Below are 18,082 nucleotides of genomic sequence, written 5' to 3'. Positions count from 1 at the left end.
TCGACGATGTCCTACCGTTGCAGTCCTCGCCGTAACGTGCCGGCCCGCCGAATCGCCGACGGGCCGGCACGACTGATTGAAACTAAGGCTGCGTCAAACATTCTGCGCTATTGAGCAGGCATCTGGGCAAATTCGTGTCCGACAGGCATGCCTCCTAGGATGCTCGCGGCTTGGACGCTTGGGCGGACTAGGCGTAGCCTTGCGCCAGCGGCCCAAGAGGGTCAGCCAGGTTCTCTAGATTCGTCAGAGCCTTTCCAAGGAATCCAATAGCCGCGCTTAGTTCAATGCCTTCAGTCGTTTCCTCGTACACTAGAATTTCCTGCGGCCCGCTCAGGCCTTCGACCATCTCGCCCAGGCCGCCCCGAACTGCAACAGCCGCCATGCATGAGAATTCCTCAATACACACACTTGCGACAATATAGATCTCCCTAGAGTCTGCAAAATCGGGGCCGATTGAAACCGTAAAACGATGCAAAGATGTAAACTTTACCGACCCCCCGATCGGCTCGATGAGAATTTGGTGAATCAATTCAACGGCACCGTCAAACTTATATTCACGCAGAAGTCTACTTGAGAAGTCTGTGAGTCCGTCATGAAATTTCCCTAGACTCGCCAGAGTGCTGGCTAGAGCGTTCTGGGTCTGCCCCATTTGCGACCATCTCCCCTATGTCTATCGAGGCGCCGGCTCGCTTGAGCGAGCCGACGCCTCAGTGTCGAGCAGCGCGACTACCAGGCCATGACAGTATGCACGGTCCATGTTCCCTTGTGGCCGTCTGTTCCCTTATTCACGCGCCTGATGAGGAGTTGTAGATTATATGCATCCGAGACGTTTCCAGCACTGTCGGCAACCCTGCCGATGGGGCTGTTAAATCTCCCAGTCAGCGTCCTTTCGGCCCCGTGTGTGTTCTTGGCTGCCCAGGCGTTGAGATTTACGCCGGAAAGTACGGAGTCGATGCTCTGCTGGGCGGTAGCTGGATTCAAGCTCGATGCCTTGCCGCCCTTGAGACTAGGCGCTCTGTCTATCAACTGCTGATCCGATAGACTCCCGCCACGGTGCGTCTTCGTACGAGCTGCGCTTCCTCGGCCCGGAGGTGACCATCGACAACGACTCAAGACGGGTTCTGGATCACTTTCCGGATGCTGCTGGTGATCTTCAGTAACTGTCGCTTGGATTCGGTCGATCGTCTGCCGCAGAGGCGCGTGAAGCGGATTGCGGAGTTGGTCCGGTTGTCGCCTGGCTGATGCTGGTGGAGGCGGTTGATGTTGGTTCCGGTTGCGGTGGACCCGTGCTGGACATGGGGTTCTCGCTGTGCCGCGGTAGCGGTGGCTACACCACATGGTCGCCGGACATCGATGCCACCTGGCCAAGAGGTTCGGAAAGGCCGAGGGTTGTTGAGCCTGCTGATCGCTCACGGCCGGGAAGGTCCTCCACATCTCCCGGCGTCTGGTGAACCGGGCCGCTGGCGGCTACCGCGGCGACGGCAAGACCGGTGCCCGCGATGCCTACGTGATTGCCGATCAGCCCCGGATGCGCCGCGACCTGCGACGGATTCGGCCCGGCGACGAGGCCGCGATCGAGTTCAAGCTGCTGATCGGACGGCGCGCCGACCTGGTTGAGGACTGCATCCGCACGGCCAACCGCCTTCGCGGCGGGCCGCGGACGGCTCGACCGGTCCGACGAGCTGGGCCGTGATTCGGTCTGCTACGTTCACATGCACGAATGAATCGCTCAGATGTGCAGTCATGCGCACCGCAGCGCAGTTGCGGCGGCGCGGCTCGTTGAGCGGGTACAGGACGGTTGGCAGGGGGGACCGTAGTCCATGAATGCGTACGCAGGCCCGGACGGGCAGGGAGGGCTCTACGCCCTCCCCTCCATCACGCCGCCGCTCGGGCCGACCTTCGGAGTCAACCCGGCGGATCTGGACCTGGCGGCCAAGGCAGCCAAGGAGAGTGGGGAGGCGATGCCCGGCGAGCTCAAGGCGATTCACCAGCCCTCCGACACGGCGGTCGCCGCTCTGTCGGGCTGGCAGGTCGGCGCCGCGCTGCACAACTGCACCGCGGCGTGGGAGGAACTGCTGAACAAGCTGGCCTCCGAGGTCGACGGGGTCGCCCTGAAGCTGAGCCAGACCGCCACCGACTACCGCAACGCGGACAAGAACGGCGCCACGAGCCTGACGCCTTCCGGGCTGTTTTCGCAGGGCACGCACTGATGGTCAGCCTCGCCCAGCTGCGCGACGCCAACCTGTCCGGCCTGGCGCCGGCGGCCACCGCCTACGACACCCTTGCCACCAACTTCGGCAAGCATGTCCAGAACATGCAGCACGAGGTCCTCAAGCACGTCCTCAACGCGAACTGGGTTGGCAACGCGGCCGGCGCCGCCAACGCCTCGCTGCAGCGCACCAGCAATCGGCTGGACGCCGCCCACACGGAGATGTCCGCGGTCTCGGGGCTGCTGCGCGAGGCGTCCGAGAGCTTCCTGCTGGCGCAGTCCAAGCTGCAGATGGCATTGCAGGAGGCTCAGAAACTGGGGCTGACCGTCGCCGATGACGGGACGGTGTCCTGGCCCGCGCCGTCAAAGGCCGAGACGAACGACCCGGGGTACAACATCCCCGAACGGGCGAAGGCGCTGGCGAACCGGATATCCGGCGCCGTCGCCGAGGCCGGCAACGCCGATCAGAAGATCGCGGGGCTCCTGAACTCCCTGACCGAGCGCGCCCGAAACGGCACGGGGCTGGAGACGGACAAGGCTGCCGCCGACCTCAAGGCCGTCACACAGCAGGGCGTCGACCTGATGGCCGCGGGCTTCCCACCCGCCGGTGCCTCGCCCACCGAGGTCAACTCCTGGTGGAAGGGCCTGACGCCGGGCGAGCAGCAGCGGCTCATCGAGGCGCACCCGGACCTGCTGGGCATGCGCGACGGCATCCCCGCAGTGGCCCGCAACGAGGCCAATCAGCTCAATCTCGCCAACCTCATCAGCAGGTACCAGCAGAAACCCAATCTGACGGAGGACGAGAAGCAGAAGCTCGACGGCTTCATCGCGATCAGCAAGAAGTTGGAGGAACGCAGGGGCAAGCAGCCGCCCGTTTTCCTGATCGGCGTCAGCGAGGAGGGGCAGGGTCGCGGCATCCTGTCCTACGGCAACCCGGACACCGCGAAGAACGTCAGCGCATACGTGCCGGGGCTGGGTACCACGCTCTCCGCGGTCGGCGGCAAGGACGCGGACCGCGCCTTGAACGTGTGGAACGCAGCCGCCGCCGCCGATCCCAACGCCGAGGTCGCCTCGATGGTCTGGCTCGGCTACGATCCGCCGCCCGGCCTGGAGAAGCTCGCCCAGGGCGACCTCCGGCCTCTGGACGTGATGGACACGGAGCGCGCCGCCAAGGGCGGCGCCGCCTACGACAAGTTCATGGCGGGCCTGCGCGCCACCCACGACGGCCCCCCAGCCCACCTCGTCGCCCTCGCCCATAGCTACGGCTCCACCACCGTCGGCCTGGGCGCCCAGATGACTGGTGGCACCGGCGCCGACGACATCATCCTCGTCGGTTCCCCCGGCACCGGGGCCACCAAGGCATCCCAACTGAACGTCGATCCCGGCCATGTCTGGGTCGGCGACGCGGAGAACGACCCCGTGAGCCATCTGCCGCCTGCAACTCGTGTCGCCAACGACGTGGCCCTGTTCCCTGCCCTGGGCCCCCTTGGCGACGAGGTTTACAAGATGTACTCCCCTGACAACCAACTCTGGTTCGGCCAGGACCCGGCCAGCAAGGAATTCGGCGCCAACCGCTTCGCCGTCCCGGACGGCGCGCCGCTGTCCTTCGACTCGCACTCCCACTACATGGATGAGCCGAAGAAGGACCCCGCACCGGACGATACTGCGGTCTCGGTCAACAACATCGGCCAAATCGTGGCCGGCAGGTACGACCACGTCACAAGGCAGGGCCAACGATGAACATCCCGTCCCGTCGCACCCCGCTCGTCAGCGCCGCACCCTCGAACGCCCCGCGACCCGGCAAGCCGCTGACGCGGTGTCTCGCTGCGGCCGCCGTGCCCATCGCGCTCGTGCTGACGCTGACGGCCTGCGGCGCCTTCACGGCCGGCGTCGGCGACGGCGCCCGCCCGGACCCGATGGCGACGGCCCCGCTCATGGCGCCCGGGCAGGCCCTGCAGAAGCTCAACGCCCTGCTGGAAGAAGCGACCTCGAGCGTGCAGCCGACGCTGCGGTACTGGGATGCCTGGCCTGAGACCAGGGAGCAGTACTCCTCCGGCCTGAACGAGCACTCCCTCGGCTACGCCAAGGCTTCCCGCAAGCGCCACGTCATGACCAAGGTCGCCCCCGCCAAGTACGCCACCCTGCTGGACACGGTTCGGAGCGTGTGGGAGGCCAAGGGCTACCGAATCGAAACGGGCCCCGCTGGGAAGGCCGTGTCCGCCACCACGGCGGAGGGGTTCAGCGTGCGCATCGGCATTGGCTCCGCCGGGGACATCGACATCGAGGCCAGAGTCAGCCCGACCCCGGTGCCCGACGGTCGGGACCTGTTCGGCACCCCGACACCCGACCCTGTCATGGCCAACGGCAACCCGGACATCCTGCCCAAGTACGACGACCCATACTGGTCTGCTTGAGCACCGGCCCCGTCCTCTGTTCCAGATACCGCCTGCCGGGCGATGCCGTACGGCGCCCGCACCGTTGGAAAGTCCTTGAATGACCCCCGAACAGGCCGTCCAGGCACTCAACGCGCTCCTTGACGAGGCGATGACCTCCATTCGCCCTCGGCTGCAGTACTGGGACGGCTGGCCGCGGTCCACCGAGCAGACCACAGGCCCCGACGACCGCTCCCTGGGCTATGCCGTGGCCACCCGCGACCGCTACATCATGACCAAGGTCGCCGCAGCCAAGTACGGCGCGCTGCTGGGCGTCGTCGAACGTGGCTGGCAGGCCCATGGCTACCGGATCACCTCCGTCAACCCCGGCCAGCCCGCCATGTTCGCCACCACGCCCACTCGGTACGGCGTGTGCATGCTCTTCGGCGCCGCCGGCAACATCACCTTCCAAGCCACCGTGGGTCCCATCCCCGTCATCCGCGACCGCGACCCCTTCGGCACCTACGTCCCCGAGCCGACTTTGCCGAACGGCAATCTCGACATCATTCCCCGGTACGACGATCCGTTCTGGTCGCACTGAACCATCATCCGGCCGCGTTCGAGGCGAGCCGGACTCCGCCTGGCCCTCGGATGCTGTGCTTGCTCGGCTTGACACTGTCGGCTGGCGTCCCGGCAGGAGCGGGCGCACCGCACCCTGATGCCGTGCCGCCTGTACGGAAGTGCCGTGGGAGACCGTCGCGGGGGCCCCCGAGTCTGCCCCGGAGGACCTTCCGCCGCGCCGTGGCCGTCGGGTTGAGTGGGAGGTTGCCGACGATCCCAGGAGGGGCTGAGCCCAATGCGCAAGCGGGAGAACGAGGAAGCCACGGGGGCCAGGGCGGGCCAGGAAGCGAGGCGCGCGCCCGCCCGGGCCGGGCAGCCGCGGTCGGGGCTGCTCGCCCTCCAGGGCACCGTGGGCAACGCGGCGGTGGTCCAGATGCTCCGCCGGGCCGGCCACGGCCCGGACGAGGAGCAGCATCGGCACGGTGACGGCTGCGGTCACGAGGGCTTCGACGGCCCCGCCGTCCAGCGTGCCGCCGCCCCGGCCGTGCAGCGTTCCTCCGTCCACGATGTCCTGCGCGGCCCCGGCCGGCCCCTGGACCAGGCCACCCGTGCGGACATGGAGTCCCGCCTCGGCGCCGACTTCTCCGACGTGCGCGTCCACACCGGCGGCGCCGCGAAGGCCTCCGCCGCCGAGGTCGGAGCGCGTGCCTACACCTCCGGCAACCACGTCGTCATCGGCGAGGGCGGGGCCGACGCCCACACCCTCGCCCACGAGCTCACCCATGTCATCCAGCAGCGCCAGGGGCCGGTCAGCGGTACCGACAACGGCGCCGGGCTGAAGGTCTCCGACCCCTCCGACCGCTTCGAACGCGAGGCCGAGGCCAACGCCCGCGCGGTGATGAGCCGTCCGGCCCCGCGCGCCGCCTCAGACGTGCAGCGTTCGGCCGGCCCCGGGACGGGGACGGCCGGTGCGGCGGAGGCGCCCGTGCAGCGCACCCTCGCGGCGAAGCTCCCGAAGGGGACCCCGGTCGTCAAGCACACGGACGAGAGGGACATCGAGGGGCAGACGATCCTCGGTTTCAGCCTCGGGTCCTATCTGATCTCCGAGGGCGCGGACGGCAAGAAGGCCCGGGCGTCCCTCAAGGACAAGTCGTGGGGGACGGTCGCGGACCGGGAGGCGTCCCGCGCGGAGTACGAGGCGGCTCGCGCCCAGGAGTTGGACCCGGCGGTCCTCGCGGCCAAGCAGAAGCAGAAGGACCTCGACCTCGGCGAGAACTACCTCAGCGCCGACTACCGCCGGATCAACCCGCTCCTCGCGGCCCTGGGGCAGGTCGGCTTCTCCCCCGGCGAGATCGCCGCCCCCGGCTTCTCCTACAAGTCGAAGGAGCGCGAGGTGCTGGAGACGTGGCGCAGTGTCGCCATGGCGCGGGGCTACGCGGACGAGCAGACCACGGGGGCGTGGGACGAGCGGAGCCTCGCGGACACCTTCGACATCTTCGCCCGGATCAACGGCGTGTGGGACGACTTCGCGACGCCCCGCGCGAACGCGGACGGCAACGTGGTGCGGGGCGACAGCAAGCACCTGTACGAGTCGTTCGGCGGCATCCTCAAGCAGCAGGAGAGCCACCCGGACGGCGGCTACGTCCCGGTCGACCAGACGATCGAGTGGCCGGCGATCCTGTCGACCACGTACGGCGATCCGTTGACCCACACGTACGTCGCCGGCAAGGAGATCGTCTGGGAGTTCGGCCTCCCGGAGGACCACCGGGGAAGGGCGCTCGGCAGGAACAACCAGTCCGAGGAGGAGATGACCTTCCCCATCGGTACCAAGATCCACATCAACCGGATCCTGGTGCGCAGCGGCGACTTCCGGGAGGAGCTGACGGCGAAGTACGGCGAGAGCGCGCTCGTGATCGTCTTCGCCGACATCGTGGCGGGACAGGGATCGAACGGCGGAGCCTGAGGTGACACGCCGAGGCCGGTGCCGCGGCGCCGGGAGGCGTGCCGCGGCACCGGCCCGAGGGCGGGGAGCCCGCTGCTACAGGAAGGCGAGGATGTCGATCTGCCCGTCGGGCCGGGTGGCGATGGTCGCCTCGCCCGGGCCCTGGGCGGGATCGGCGTTGAGGTACGCGGCCGCGGCGTCCGCGTCCGCCCGGACGACGTGGTGCCAGGTCTTCGTGCCTGCTGCCTCCCTCACCAGCGACTTCTTGTGGTCCGAATCGGACGCGCCGGCCTGGGTCATGGGTCGCTCCTTCGAATGGCGGTCGAGAGTGCCGCCCCGGCCGGGCGGCAGCTGGAAGCTAGCACCGGCGGTGGCCGAGGACGCCGTATCCCGGCGGCGGTTCGACGCCGTACCGCGGCGCGTTCCGTCGGACGGCGCACGCGGACGACGCGCGCCCGGGCGAGGCCGGTCGCGGGGCGGGGCCCGGGCGGGTACCCGTAGGGGAGTGATACCCGGGTACTCAGGGGCGGGTTGGCCCCCTGGTATGACGGCCGCGCCCCCTCCCCGACCGTAGTGTCCTGGGTGTTCGATGATCGGAAGACGGAGGAACACCATGGGCATTCCGGGACGGGCCGTGGCAGCGGTGGTACTGGCGGCGGCAGCGGCCGTGGGCACGGTCGGCGCGACCGGAGCGGTGGCGGCGGCGCCGGGGGAGGCAGGCACCGGGCGGCAGGCGCGGGCCTGGCTGCCGGAGCCCAGCGGGCCGTACCCGATCGGGACCACCGCGCTGCACCTCACCGACACCGGACGGGAGGACCCCTGGCACCCCGGGCAGCGGCGCGAGCTGATGGTCAGCCTCTGGTACCCGACCTCCCACCCGGCCGCCGGCGACGACCGCGCCCCGTACATGGAGCCCACCGCCGGGAAGCACTTCGACGGGCCGGACGGCGTCGGGCTGCTCAACTACGGCACCGCGCCCGGCCGCACCGACTGGTCGGCGATCCGCACCCACGCCCGCAGGGACGCCCCGGCGCTGTCCGGCGGCCCGCGCCCGGTGGTGCTGTACTCGCCCGGCCTCGGCGACCCGCGCACCTGGGGGACGGCGCTGGTCGAGGACCTCGCCTCGCGCGGCTACGTGGTGGTCACCGTCGACCACACCTACGAGGCCTCCGAAGTCGCCTTCCCCGGCGGCGACCTGGCCCCCTCGGTGCTCCCCGGCATGCTCGGGCAGCCCGGGCTGGACATCGGCGCGGTGCTGCGCAAGGCCATGGCCACCCGGGTCGCCGACACCCGCTTCGTGCTGGACCAGCTCGCCGGGCTGGGCGAACGGCCCGGCCTGCCCGCCGGGGTGGCCCGGGCCCTGGACCTCGGCCGGATCGGCATGGTCGGCCAGTCGGCGGGCGGCTTCACCGCGCTCCAGACCATGCACGACGACCCGCGGATCGCGGCCGGCGTCAACATGGACGGCCAGCTGCACTTCCCCGGCCCCGACGGCCACACCGGCGTCGCTCTGCCCAGCGTCGCCGAGGACGGCCTGAACCGGCCGTTCCTGCTGATGGGCACCGGGAGCGACGACTCCGGGAGCTACCGGAACCAGCCCGGCTGGAACGCCCTGTGGCAGCACAGCACCGGCTGGCACGCCGACGTGACCCTCACCGGCTCCCGCCACGGCTCGTACACCGACGCCCAGCCCCTGCTGCCGCAGCTCGCCCGGCAGGGCGTGCTCGACGCCGAGCAGCTGCGCAAGGACGTCGGCGACATCCGCCCCGGCCGGGCCGAACTCGCCACCCGCTCGTACGTGGCGTCCTTCTTCGACCGCTGGCTGCGCGGCCAGGACGACCACCTGCTGGACGGGCCCTCGGCGCGCTTCCCGGAGATGGCGTACGAGCGGTAGCCGCCCCGGCCGCAGCGTCCGCCGGCCGCCCGGCCGCGTCCCGGCCTAGCGGCCGCGGGCCGCCCGGACCGCGGCCGTGATCAGCCGGTGGTTCTCCGGCCCCGCGCCGTACCCCGACGGCAGGCCGAAGCGGCGGCGGGTGTACGCGTAGGCGAGGCCGCTATCCGGGTCGGCGAGGGCGAGGGAGCCGGTCGCCCCGCCGCCACCGTCCCGTGAACGCTGCTGTCGTCGTGCGCCATCGCCTGCTGCCCCCGCTGACGGTCGTCCGCCGGCAGGAGAGCAACAACAGCCGTATGGGGGCGGTCATTCCCGCGGTCGCCGGAGTCCGCCCGAACGGGTCAGCGGATCTCCGAGCCCGGGTTGGCCTCGTCCCACGCGCGGCGGGAGGAGACGATCGCGTCGTGGTGGTCGTACGACCAGTCCGCCATCGCCCGCACCAGGTGGGTCAGGCTGTGGCCGAGCGCGGTCAGCTCGTACTCCACCTGCGGCGGGACGGTCGGGTGGACGGTCCGCGAGACCACGCCGTCGCGCTCCAGGCGGCGCACGGTCAGCGTGAGCATCCGCTGCGAGATGCCCGGCAGGGCGCGCTGCAGCTCGCGGAACCGCCGTACGCCCTGGGCGAGTTCGACGACGGTGAGGACGGACCACTTGTCGCCCAGGCGGTCCAGCAGGTCGCGGATGCCGCAGTCCACGCCGTCCTCGCACCAGACCACCGGGCGAGGGGTGGTTACCGCGGTGTGCCCTGCTGACATGAATGTGCCTCCTTACGCCGGACGCCCAGGCTATCGAGGATGGTCGGGTAGCCGACGACCGATCACCCCTGGAGGAACCCCATGCTGCTCGTCACCGGAGTCAACGGAGGCCTGGGCGCGCTGGTGCTGGAGCGGCTCGCCGGGCGGGACGGCGTCGCGGCCGGCTCCCGGACGCCGGAGAAGGTGCCCGACGGCGTTCCGGCCCGACTGGTGGACTTCGACCGGCCGGACACCCTGGCGCGGGCCTTCGCCGGGGTGCGGACCCTGCTGCTGATCTCGGCCGGCGCCGCCGAGGACGACGTGGTGATCGCCCGGCACGGCGCCGCGATCGAGGCGGCGGAGCGGGCGGGCGTCGAGCACGTCGTCTACACCAGTCTGTCCGGCGACGGCGACCACCTGCCCTACGCCCTCGCCCACCGCTGGACGGAGCGGCGGCTGCGCGAGTCCGCCACGCTGCGCTGGACGGTGCTGCGCAACGGCCTGTACGCCGAGTTCCTGGGGGCGATCGCCGCACCGGGCCCGGACGGGGTGATCGGCGCTCCGCTCGGGGACGGGAAGCTCGCGGCGGTGGCCCGGGCGGACCTGGCGGAGGCGGCGGTGAACGTCGCCCTGGCGCCCGCCGGACACGCGGGCCGGACCTACGAGCTGGTGGGGGAGCGGGCGTTGGGCGGCGCGGAGCTGGCCGAGGCGCTCGGCGCCGAGTACCGGCCGGGACGGCTCGCCGACACCCGGGCGGCGGTGGGGGCCACGGGCGCGCCGGCCTTCCAGGTGCCGATGCTGGTGGGCACCTACTCGGCGATCGCCCACGGCTTCCTCGCCGGCCCGGGCGGGGCGGGGGATCTGGCGGCCCTGCTCGGCCGCGAGCCCCGCCCGGCCCTGGAGGTCATCGCCGGGGGCCGGTGAGGCGTCGCACGGCGCGGGCGGGCGGTGCGGGCTCCCGCACCGCCCGCCCGCGTACGGGCTACGGGCAGAGGCGGTGCGGGGTCGGGGTGCACTCGGGGTCGGGGTCGACCGGTCCGCTGCCGCCGGGGCGGAAGTTGGACCACCACAGCGGCGTGCTTCCGTAGTAGACGACCATGTTCCCGGAGTTCTGGATGGCGAGGTAGGCGCCCGGGTGGCCCCAGGTCTGGGCGTTCCACACCGCGCGCATGGCGGCGTCGTACGCGACCAGGTTGCCGTCGGCCTGGATGTAGAAGTAGCTGCCGATGCCGTACGTGCCCTGGGCGGTCCAGATCGCGGCCCCGTTGTGGTACAGCACCACGTGCCCGTCACCCTGCTGGTACAGCACGGTGCCGCCGTCGGGCGAGGACCAGCTCTGCCCGCGGCTCAGGCCCGCGGTGCCCTGGACGACCGTCTGGTCGGCGTTCGACACGGCGGCGGTCGCGCTCACCGCGGGGGCCCCGGCGGAGGTCCCGGCCGGTGCGGCCTGGGCAGCGGTCGCGCCCAGCAGTCCGGCCGCCATCAGCGCGGCGGCCAGCACGGCGCCGGCCCGGGGAGCGAGGGTGCGCGGGTTTCGCATGGGGGTCACTCTCCTGAAATCGCCCGTACCGCGGGCAGGTTGCCGCGGTCCCTGGGAGCCGCGGCGGTGTGACGGCCGCGGCCTGGCCAGTCTCACCGGGAGCGGTGCGTCCGGGCCATCCTTTCGATGCACCTCGAAGCCGGGCCCGGCCACCGCCCTCACGCCGCCGGCTCCGGATCGCCGTCGAGGAGCGCGGTGCCGAGCCGGCTGCGCCGGTGGCACACCGCCCTGCCCTCCCGGCACGTGGTGATCAGCCCGGCGTCGCGGAGGATGGCGGTGTGCCAGCTCGCGGTGGCGGGGGAGACGCCGAGCGCCGCCGCCAGCCGGGAGGTGCTCAGCCCGTCGTCCAGCAGCAGGAGGATCCGCGCCCGGGCGGGGCCGACGAGCTGGGCCAGCGCCGCGCGGGAGCCGTCCGTCGACGGCGGCGCGAGCCAGCTCAGCGGCCGGGCCACCGGGTAGGTGAGGGTCAGCGGCAGGTCCTCGTCGACGACGGCGGCCGGGTGCGCGCTGAAGAACGACGGGACCAGGGTGAGCGGACGCCCGCCGGTGTGCACCTCCCAGTCGACCGCGCAGGAGGCCGAGAGCGTCCCGTCCTGCCAGCGCAGCACGTCCTCGTCGAAGCTGGACAGCAGCCCCTCGGCGCCGCCGGAGAGCACGGCCCGGATCCGCTGCCTGCGGTCGGTGTCGGCGGCCTGCTCGGTGCGCGGCCGGTAGGGCGCGATGGCGATCCGGTGGTACTGCCGGATCGCGGCGCCGAGCGCCTTCAGGGCGCCGAGCTCGCCCTCGGCCAACTTCCTGGTCCACAGTGGCAGTTGCGGTCGGTACCCGGCGTACCTGGTCAGCTGGGCGGCGATCTGCCGGCGGGGCGTGGACAGGACCTGGTCGATCCCCTCCTCCAGCGAGGTGCCGCCCTGGCGCGGGATCAGGAAGTCCGGGGCGTAGCCGTCGATGGGGAACAGCCGGGCCAGTGCGGCCACGGTGCGCTCCAGACCGCCGCGCCTGATGCGCTCGGTGACCTGGCGGCGCCACGCGTCGAAGGCGAGGTTCGCCTCGCGGTTCTGGTACAGGTACAGGCTGGTGGTGACCTCCCAGAGGGGGTCGAGCCCCTCGGCCATGCGGACGCGGCCGATATCGCCGCTGGACAGGTGGAAAGTGAGCACGACGCCCCCCCGGGCTTCCGTCGTTCGGTCAAGGTGCGGTGACTACGACGTCCCGGCCTTCCCGCGTGTCGCGGGCGCCGGTGCGAACGCCGGTGCGAACGCCGGAGTGGAGCCCGGAGTCGGCGCCGGAGCGGGCGCCGGTGCAGGCGCCGGTGCGGGCGGCTGAAACGGTGTCATCCCCGCATCCTGACAGTGCTCCCGCCCCCGCCGCAGCCGTATCGGCGACCGGGGCGACGCACCGAAGGCCGCCCCCCGTCACCCGAAATTCACGGACCGGGGTCTACCCGCATAGACGGCGCTGCGCCATCCTGGTGCGGTGCCGGTCCTCGGAGCCTGCTCGGAGAAACGCCATCCTCACCGGGAGATGCAGATGAAGCCACGCACCGCAGCCACCGTCGTCGCCCTGGCCGTGGCCGGCCTCGCCGTCGCGGCGCCCCCGGCCGTCGCGAGCGGCACCAAGCTGTCGCAGGCGACGGCCGCCGCCCAGTTCAGCAGCGCCGGCATCACCTGGAGCTCCAGCGGGGGCTGCACCACCAGGTCCAACTCCACCTGCACCTCGTTCGAGCAGATCAACTCGGGCACGGTCGACGCCGTCATCACCCTCAAGCGCGCCAGCGGCTGCGCCATCAACATCACGGGCGGGACCGAGGTGGGCCACGCCTCCGGCACCTACAGCCACTACAACGGCTACAAGGTGGACATCAGCCGCAACTCCTGCATCGACGGCTACATCCAGAACAGCTTCACCTACATCGGCTACCGGGGCGACGGCTACCCGCAGTGGAAGGCCGCCTCGGGCAACCTGTACTGCAACGAGGGCAGCCACTGGGACATCCTGGTCTACTGACGCCGAGCCGGGGCGGGTGACGCCGAACCGGGGCGGGGCCGTCGCGGCCCCGCCCCGGCCGCGCTCCGGGCGGCGCGGCGGGTCAGTCGCCCAGGACGGCGATCCGGCCGGTGCTGAGCCCGGCGGCGACGCGGTGGACGGCGTCCGCGGCGGCGGCCAGCGGCACCCGGGCGCTGACCAGGGGTCGGACGGCGCCCTCGGCGGCGAGCTCGGTGAGTCCGTCGTGGGCGGCGCGGACGGCGCGCGGGTCACGGGCGTTGTAGAGGCCCCAGTGCAGGCCCAGGATCGAGTAGTTCTTCACCAGGGCGTGGTTGAGCGCGGGGGCGGGGATCTGCCCGGCCGCGAAGCCGACCACCACGATCCGGCCCTCGAAGGCGACGCACCGGGTGGAGCCGGTGTAGGCCTCGCCGCCGACCGGGTCGAAGACCACGTCCGCGCCGCGCCCCTCGGTGGCCTCCTTGACGGCGGCGACGAAGTCCCGTTCCCGGCGGTCCACCACCAGGTCGGCGCCGAGCGCCCGCGCGGCCCGTGCCTTCTCCGGCCCGCCGACCACGGCGATCACCCGCGCCCCGGCGGCCCGGCCGAGCTGGACCGCCGCGCTGCCGACCCCGCCGGCCGCCGCGTGCACCAGCAGGGTCTCGCCGGCCCGCAGCCGGGCCCGCCGGTGCAGCGCGAACCAGGCGGTCTGGTAGCCGATGTGCAGGGCGGCGGCCTCGGCGTCGTCCAGCGCCTCGGGCGCGGGGAACGCGGCGGCGGCGTCCAGCAGCGCGTACTCGGCGAAGGCGCCGTGCGGCAGCACCGGGTTGCCGATCAGCCGCTCGCCGCGCCGGGCGCCGTCCACCACCTCGCCGCACAGCTCCACCCCGGGCGTGAACGGCAGCGGCGGGCGGACCTGGTACTGCCCGCGCACCATCAGCGCGTCCGGGAAGTTGACGGCCGCCGCCCGGACCCGGACCAGCAACTGCCCCGGGCCGGCCACCGGCCGCGCGACGTCCTCGGCCAGCCGCATCACCTCGGCCGGCTCGCCCAGCTCACCCACCTGCCAGGCCCTCACAGCGCCTCGCTCCTCTCCAGCTCCCGCTGGAGCCGGTTCATCCCGGCGATCCAGCGGTCCGGGTCGGTGGCCCGCGCGCGGTAGTAGTCGGCGACCTCGGGGTGCGGCAGGAGCAGGAAGCGCTCCGCGCGCATCCCCTCCAGCGCCGCCTCGGCGACGTCCGCCGGGTCGAGCGCGGTCGGGGCGAGCAGCGCCTCGCCGACGGCGCCGGTGGAGGCGAGCATGTCGGTGCGCACGCCCTGCGGGCAGAGCGCGTGCACCCGGACGCCGCGGTGCCGGTAGGTCGCGGAGAGCCACTCGGCGAAGGCCAGCGCGCCGTGCTTGCTGACCGCGTACGGGGCCGAGCCCAACATGGTGAGCAGTCCGGCGGCGGAGACGGTGGCCAGGAAGCGCCCTTCGCCGCGCTCCAGCCAGCGGGGGAGCAGCAGTTCGGCGGCCCGGACGTGGGCGAGGACGTTGACCTCCCAGGCGCTCGCCCAGGCCGCGGCGGGCGCGTCGGCCCCGCCCACCGGGGCGACGCCGGCGTTGGCGCACCAGACGTCGATCTCGCCGAGTTCGGCGCGGGCCCGGCCGACCAGGTCGGCCAGCCCCTCGGCGGAGGCGGCGTCCCCGGGCAGCGCGGCGCCCGCGCACTCCGCCGCCACCGCCCGCGCCGCCGCGGCGTCCTGGTCGTTGACCACCACCCGGGCGCCGGCCGCGGCGAGGGCCCGGGCCAGCGCGGCGCCGATGCCCCGGCCGCCGCCGGTCACCACCACGCCCCGGCCGTCGAACGCCGAGGCGGTCACATTCCACCGCCCAGGGTGACCCCGCCGTCGACGACCAGGGTCTGTCCGGTGATCCAGCCGGCGTCCGCGGAGAGCAGGAAGGCGACCGCGCCGGCGACGTCCTCGGGGACGCCGAGCCGGCCGAGCGGGTAGGCCTGGGCGACCTCCTCCTCCCGGCCCTCGAACAGCGCCTGGGCGAACTTCGTCTTGACCACGGCGGGGGCGACGGCGTTGACCCGGATGCCCTGGGGGCCCAGCTCGGCGGCGAGTTCGGTGGTGAGCCGGATCAGCGCGGCCTTGCTGACGCCGTACATGCCGATCCCGAGCGAGGAGCGGATGCCCGCGATGGAGGCGACGTTGACGACCGAGCCGCCGTGCTCGCCCATCCAGGCGGCGTGGGCGCGGCGGGTCCAGGCCAGCGGGGCCAGCACGTTGACGGCGAGGATCTTGGCGGCGGCGGCCTCGTCGGTGTCGAGGACCGGCCCGTAGACCGGGTTGATGCCGGTGTTGTTGACCAGGTGGTCGAGCCGGCCGAAGGCCTCCAGGGTGCGGGCGACCGCCTCCTCCTGGTGCGCCGGGTCGTCGGCCTTGCCCGCGACGGCGATCGCGTTGTCCGGCCCGCCCAGGTCGCGGACGGCCTCGGCCAGCGGCTCCGGGTTGCGGGCGGTGAGGCAGACCCTGGCCCCGCGGTCGACCAGCTCGCGTGCGATGCCGAGGCCGATGCCCCGGCTCGATCCGGTGACGACGGCCACCCGGCCCTTGAAGGAGTGCACCACGGAGCGTCCTGCCTTTCGTGCGAGGATCTCTTCCAGCTGCTGACTAAGCGCTTGCTCAGCATGCTGTCGGTGCGGGAGCCTGTCAACAGCCGGTCGGACGTCCGCCCAGGCCCGGTCCGCAGGGCGGTCCGGCAGGCCGGTCGGCGGGAAAGCCTGTACGAGTTCTCTGGGAGGATGACGCCATGACCAGCACCCCGCTCGCCGACCTCTGGCCGACCCTGCCCGGCGCCGACGCCCGCCCGGAAGCGGCGTACCGGCTGCTCCAGGCCGCCGTCGAGTCGTTCGCGGAGCGCGGCTTCCACGCCACCACGACCCGGGACATCGCCACCGCGGCGGGGATGAGCCCGGCCGCGCTGTACATCCACTACCAGTCGAAGGCCGCGCTGCTGGCCGAGATCAGCCGGGCCGGGCACGCCGCCACGCTGACCCTGGTCCGGGACGCGGCGGCCGGCCCGGGCGGCCCGGCCGAGCGGATGCGGCGCCTGGTCGAGCAGTTCACCGCCTGGCACGCCCGGGCCCGGAGGGTCGGCCGGGTGGTCAACTACGAGCTGCACGCGCTGCCCGAGGACGACTACGCGGTGGTCGCCGCGCTGCGGCTGGACATCGAGCGCGAGGTCAGCGCGCTGATCGAGGCGGGCGTGGCGGCGGGGGACTTCCAGGTGGCGGAGGTGCGGACGGCGGCCCGTGCGGTCACCTCGCTGGGCATCGACGTCTCCCGCTGGTACACCGACAACTCCTCCGAGGCGCCGGAGGAACTCGGGCGCCGCTACGGGGACCTGGTGCTGCGGATGCTGGGCGCCCGGGTCTGACCGCGGCGGCGGTCGGCCGGCCTCCGGGAAGGGCCCGTTCCACCCTTGACCTGCTCACGGAGTGCGAGCAGACTCGTATACGAAGTACGTGTGCCTCGTAGGCGTACAGCGTAGGCGGACCGGCACGCAGGGTGACACCGCGAGCCCCTCCCCGCGCACTCCCACCGCAGCCCCGACGCTGCGGATCGAAGCAACCACCTCCCGCGGCGACCACGCCCCCGACCGGCGGCGCCGAACGGGAGCGACCCCCGCCCCGGGCCGGACCGGCCGGGTCGTGCCGCCGCCACGGCGCGGCGGCACGGGAACGGCGCGCGCCGCGTCGCGCGCGGCCCGGGCGGTCGGAGAGAAGGGGGAGGCGCAGTGATGCCCTTCCGGCAATCCCATCCGGTCCGGCCCCGCTTCTGGCTGGAGACGGCCGTCGGCGGGCTGTCCGGACTGCTGTTCCTGCTCACGCTGGTGTGGCCGCAGTGGATCGAGACGCTCCTCGGCATCGACCCGGACGCCGGCAGCGGTGCGGCGGAGTGGCTGGTGGTCGCGCTGGCGGCCGCCGTCACCGCCGCCTGCCTGCTCGGCGCGCGGATCGAGTGGCGTCGGGCGCACCCGTCCTCGGTCCGCGCCGCGCGCTGACGGTGTAAGGAGGACCGTCATGAACGACCCAACACCGGACGTCGGCCGCGAGCGGCTGACCGAACTCGTCCGGCAGGCCCCGCTCAGTTTCCGCGGCACCGTGACCCGGGTCGGCGGCACCTCGCTGGCGGCGGTCCCGGCCGAGGACCGCGACGAACGGACGGCCGTGGTGAAGGTGGACGAGGTGCTGCACGCACCCGACGCCTTCAGACAGCTCGCGGGCAGCGAGGTCACCGTCCAACTGGCCGCCGACGCCGACCTGCTGCAGGTCGGCGACTCGGCGGCGTTCTTCACCCAGGGCCTGGTCTACGGCGAGGGCCTGGGCGTCCGGGAGATCGGCCGGCTGCCCGCCGAGGCCGTCCAGACCCATGTCGCGCTCGCCGCGACCACCGCCGACGAGCTGCCCTTCTCGTCGGTGCAGCGCCGGATCCGCAACCAGGACATCGCCGAGCACGCCGCGACGGCGGACGCCGTGGTGGTGGGCACGGTGGTCGCTCTGGAGGACCTCGGCCTGCCGGCGTACTCCGAGCACGCCCCGCAGTGGTGGCGTGCCGTGATCGACGTCTCGCACGTCGAGTCCGGCCAGGTCGAACCCGGCCGGACCACCGTCGTCTACCCGAGCAGCACGGACATCCGTTGGCGTCAGGTGCCCAAGCCGGTCGCCGGGCAGCTGGGCCTGTGGCTGCTGCACGCCACCCGGGGCGACCTGGCCGAGCGGGCGCCGTTCCAGCTGCTCGACCCCGACGACTACCAGCCGGCGCAGAAGCTCGCCGTGCTCCAGGAACGGAGGTGAGCC

19 protein-coding genes and 1 pseudogene are annotated in these 18,082 nt (G+C 72.4%); 12 read left to right on the top strand and 8 right to left on the bottom strand.

Annotation, left to right across the window (positions count from 1 at the left end; genetic code table 11):
* Positions 1-187: 187 nt before the first annotated feature.
* Positions 188-649, bottom strand: a complete 462-nt coding sequence (locus tag ACZ5GH_RS02030) for a hypothetical protein (protein ID WP_464333209.1) — start codon at positions 647-649, stop codon at positions 188-190.
* Between the two features lie 740 nt (positions 650-1,389).
* On the opposite strand from ACZ5GH_RS02030, the pseudogene ACZ5GH_RS02025 reads away from it, so the two are divergent.
* The 6 genes and pseudogenes from ACZ5GH_RS02025 to ACZ5GH_RS02000 all read left to right on the top strand — a co-directional run.
* Positions 1,390-1,651 (top strand): annotated as a pseudogene (locus tag ACZ5GH_RS02025) (IS110 family transposase); the annotation flags it as partial.
* A 169-nt stretch (positions 1,652-1,820) separates the two neighbouring features.
* A complete protein-coding gene (locus ACZ5GH_RS02020) occupies positions 1,821-2,210 on the top strand; it encodes a hypothetical protein (protein ID WP_464333208.1) in 390 nt (129 codons plus the stop codon).
* Positions 2,210-3,949, top strand: coding sequence for an alpha/beta hydrolase (locus ACZ5GH_RS02015; protein WP_464333207.1), 1,740 nt, complete (start codon positions 2,210-2,212; stop codon positions 3,947-3,949). Before ACZ5GH_RS02020 ends, ACZ5GH_RS02015 begins: the two co-directional genes overlap by 1 nt.
* Positions 3,946-4,623, top strand: a complete 678-nt coding sequence (locus ACZ5GH_RS02010) for a hypothetical protein (RefSeq protein ID WP_464333206.1) — start codon at positions 3,946-3,948, stop codon at positions 4,621-4,623. Before ACZ5GH_RS02015 ends, ACZ5GH_RS02010 begins: the two co-directional genes overlap by 4 nt.
* A 79-nt stretch (positions 4,624-4,702) precedes the next feature.
* Positions 4,703-5,182: a hypothetical protein gene (locus ACZ5GH_RS02005; protein ID WP_464333205.1), complete on the top strand. Its 480-nt coding sequence runs from the start codon at positions 4,703-4,705 to the stop codon at positions 5,180-5,182.
* A 255-nt stretch (positions 5,183-5,437) separates the two neighbouring features.
* Positions 5,438-7,105: an eCIS core domain-containing protein gene (locus tag ACZ5GH_RS02000; RefSeq protein ID WP_464333204.1), complete on the top strand. Its 1,668-nt coding sequence runs from the start codon at positions 5,438-5,440 to the stop codon at positions 7,103-7,105.
* 75 nt (positions 7,106-7,180) lie between these two features.
* Here ACZ5GH_RS02000 and ACZ5GH_RS01995 read toward each other — a convergent pair whose 3' ends face one another.
* The gene (locus ACZ5GH_RS01995; RefSeq protein ID WP_464333203.1) at positions 7,181-7,384 is read right to left on the bottom strand and encodes a hypothetical protein; all 204 of its coding nucleotides are present in this window, start codon (positions 7,382-7,384) and stop codon (positions 7,181-7,183) included.
* A 313-nt stretch (positions 7,385-7,697) separates the two neighbouring features.
* On the opposite strand from ACZ5GH_RS01995, the gene ACZ5GH_RS01990 reads away from it, so the two are divergent.
* Positions 7,698-8,978, top strand: a complete 1,281-nt coding sequence (locus ACZ5GH_RS01990; protein WP_464333202.1) for an alpha/beta hydrolase family protein — start codon at positions 7,698-7,700, stop codon at positions 8,976-8,978.
* A gap of 338 nt (positions 8,979-9,316) precedes the next feature.
* Here the strand turns inward: ACZ5GH_RS01990 and ACZ5GH_RS01985 are convergent, their stop codons facing one another.
* Positions 9,317-9,730 carry a winged helix-turn-helix transcriptional regulator gene (locus tag ACZ5GH_RS01985; RefSeq protein WP_464333201.1) on the bottom strand — a complete coding sequence of 138 codons (414 nt, stop codon included), beginning with the start codon at positions 9,728-9,730 and terminating at the stop codon, positions 9,317-9,319.
* A gap of 81 nt (positions 9,731-9,811) precedes the next feature.
* Here ACZ5GH_RS01985 and ACZ5GH_RS01980 point away from each other — a divergent pair, with 81 nt between their 5' ends.
* The gene (locus ACZ5GH_RS01980) at positions 9,812-10,633 is read left to right on the top strand and encodes an NAD(P)H-binding protein (RefSeq protein WP_387747908.1); all 822 of its coding nucleotides are present in this window, start codon (positions 9,812-9,814) and stop codon (positions 10,631-10,633) included.
* Between the two features lie 58 nt (positions 10,634-10,691).
* On the opposite strand, the gene ACZ5GH_RS01975 is transcribed toward ACZ5GH_RS01980, so the two are convergent.
* Both ACZ5GH_RS01975 and ACZ5GH_RS01970 read right to left on the bottom strand, forming a co-directional pair.
* Positions 10,692-11,249 (bottom strand): hypothetical protein, encoded by a 558-nt coding sequence (locus tag ACZ5GH_RS01975; RefSeq protein ID WP_387747910.1) that lies wholly within the window; start codon positions 11,247-11,249, stop codon positions 10,692-10,694.
* A gap of 158 nt (positions 11,250-11,407) precedes the next feature.
* Positions 11,408-12,409 (bottom strand): ArsR/SmtB family transcription factor, encoded by a 1,002-nt coding sequence (locus ACZ5GH_RS01970; RefSeq protein WP_387747912.1) that lies wholly within the window; start codon positions 12,407-12,409, stop codon positions 11,408-11,410.
* A 364-nt stretch (positions 12,410-12,773) separates the two neighbouring features.
* Here ACZ5GH_RS01970 and ACZ5GH_RS01965 point away from each other — a divergent pair, with 364 nt between their 5' ends.
* Positions 12,774-13,256 (top strand): hypothetical protein, encoded by a 483-nt coding sequence (locus ACZ5GH_RS01965; RefSeq protein WP_387747914.1) that lies wholly within the window; start codon positions 12,774-12,776, stop codon positions 13,254-13,256.
* Between the two features lie 82 nt (positions 13,257-13,338).
* Here the strand turns inward: ACZ5GH_RS01965 and ACZ5GH_RS01960 are convergent, their stop codons facing one another.
* Genes ACZ5GH_RS01960 through ACZ5GH_RS01950 form a run of 3 tightly spaced genes read right to left on the bottom strand, consistent with a single transcriptional unit; the run spans position 13,339 to position 15,850 of the window.
* On the bottom strand, positions 13,339-14,310 hold the full coding sequence (locus ACZ5GH_RS01960; RefSeq protein WP_464333200.1) for an NADPH:quinone oxidoreductase family protein: 972 nt from the start codon (positions 14,308-14,310) through the stop codon (positions 13,339-13,341).
* A complete protein-coding gene (locus ACZ5GH_RS01955; RefSeq protein WP_464333199.1) occupies positions 14,307-15,095 on the bottom strand; it encodes an SDR family NAD(P)-dependent oxidoreductase in 789 nt (262 codons plus the stop codon). Before ACZ5GH_RS01955 ends, ACZ5GH_RS01960 begins: the two co-directional genes overlap by 4 nt.
* Positions 15,092-15,850 carry an SDR family oxidoreductase gene (locus ACZ5GH_RS01950; protein WP_387747920.1) on the bottom strand — a complete coding sequence of 253 codons (759 nt, stop codon included), beginning with the start codon at positions 15,848-15,850 and terminating at the stop codon, positions 15,092-15,094. Before ACZ5GH_RS01950 ends, ACZ5GH_RS01955 begins: the two co-directional genes overlap by 4 nt.
* Positions 15,851-16,032: 182 nt before the next feature.
* Between ACZ5GH_RS01950 and ACZ5GH_RS01945 the strand changes: the two genes are divergently transcribed.
* The 3 genes from ACZ5GH_RS01945 to ACZ5GH_RS01935 all read left to right on the top strand — a co-directional run bounded on the left by ACZ5GH_RS01945 (position 16,033) and on the right by ACZ5GH_RS01935 (position 18,079).
* Positions 16,033-16,659 carry a TetR/AcrR family transcriptional regulator gene (locus tag ACZ5GH_RS01945; RefSeq protein WP_387747922.1) on the top strand — a complete coding sequence of 209 codons (627 nt, stop codon included), beginning with the start codon at positions 16,033-16,035 and terminating at the stop codon, positions 16,657-16,659.
* A 363-nt stretch (positions 16,660-17,022) separates the two neighbouring features.
* Positions 17,023-17,286 (top strand): ABC transporter permease, encoded by a 264-nt coding sequence (locus tag ACZ5GH_RS01940; RefSeq protein ID WP_387747924.1) that lies wholly within the window; start codon positions 17,023-17,025, stop codon positions 17,284-17,286.
* A gap of 19 nt (positions 17,287-17,305) precedes the next feature.
* Positions 17,306-18,079 (top strand): hypothetical protein, encoded by a 774-nt coding sequence (locus ACZ5GH_RS01935; RefSeq protein WP_387747926.1) that lies wholly within the window; start codon positions 17,306-17,308, stop codon positions 18,077-18,079.
* The last annotated feature ends 3 nt before the right edge of the window (positions 18,080-18,082 follow it).

Source organism: Kitasatospora sp. Xyl93 (assembly GCF_055383135.1).
The sequence above is the reverse complement of the archived record's forward strand: the minus strand, read 5'-3'. Positions and strand labels throughout refer to the sequence as shown.

Bases quoted from the DNA above. Each gene is read 5' to 3' on its own strand.
- ACZ5GH_RS01975 (WP_387747910.1), bottom strand. From the start codon at position 11,249: ATGCGAAACCCGCGCACCCTCGCTCCCCGGGCCGGCGCCGTGCTGGCC.
- ACZ5GH_RS01990 (WP_464333202.1), top strand. From the start codon at position 7,698: ATGGGCATTCCGGGACGGGCCGTGGCAGCGGTGGTACTGGCGGCGGCA.
- ACZ5GH_RS02020 (WP_464333208.1), top strand. From the start codon at position 1,821: ATGAATGCGTACGCAGGCCCGGACGGGCAGGGAGGGCTCTACGCCCTC.
- ACZ5GH_RS02015 (WP_464333207.1), top strand. From the start codon at position 2,210: ATGGTCAGCCTCGCCCAGCTGCGCGACGCCAACCTGTCCGGCCTGGCG.
- ACZ5GH_RS01945 (WP_387747922.1), top strand. From the start codon at position 16,033: ATGACCAGCACCCCGCTCGCCGACCTCTGGCCGACCCTGCCCGGCGCC.
- ACZ5GH_RS01935 (WP_387747926.1), top strand. From the start codon at position 17,306: ATGAACGACCCAACACCGGACGTCGGCCGCGAGCGGCTGACCGAACTC.
- ACZ5GH_RS02030 (WP_464333209.1), bottom strand. From the start codon at position 649: ATGGGGCAGACCCAGAACGCTCTAGCCAGCACTCTGGCGAGTCTAGGG.
- ACZ5GH_RS02005 (WP_464333205.1), top strand. From the start codon at position 4,703: ATGACCCCCGAACAGGCCGTCCAGGCACTCAACGCGCTCCTTGACGAG.
- ACZ5GH_RS01980 (WP_387747908.1), top strand. From the start codon at position 9,812: ATGCTGCTCGTCACCGGAGTCAACGGAGGCCTGGGCGCGCTGGTGCTG.
- ACZ5GH_RS02010 (WP_464333206.1), top strand. From the start codon at position 3,946: ATGAACATCCCGTCCCGTCGCACCCCGCTCGTCAGCGCCGCACCCTCG.
- ACZ5GH_RS02000 (WP_464333204.1), top strand. From the start codon at position 5,438: ATGCGCAAGCGGGAGAACGAGGAAGCCACGGGGGCCAGGGCGGGCCAG.
- ACZ5GH_RS01985 (WP_464333201.1), bottom strand. From the start codon at position 9,730: ATGTCAGCAGGGCACACCGCGGTAACCACCCCTCGCCCGGTGGTCTGG.
- ACZ5GH_RS01940 (WP_387747924.1), top strand. From the start codon at position 17,023: ATGCCCTTCCGGCAATCCCATCCGGTCCGGCCCCGCTTCTGGCTGGAG.
- ACZ5GH_RS01965 (WP_387747914.1), top strand. From the start codon at position 12,774: ATGCAGATGAAGCCACGCACCGCAGCCACCGTCGTCGCCCTGGCCGTG.
- ACZ5GH_RS01995 (WP_464333203.1), bottom strand. From the start codon at position 7,384: ATGACCCAGGCCGGCGCGTCCGATTCGGACCACAAGAAGTCGCTGGTG.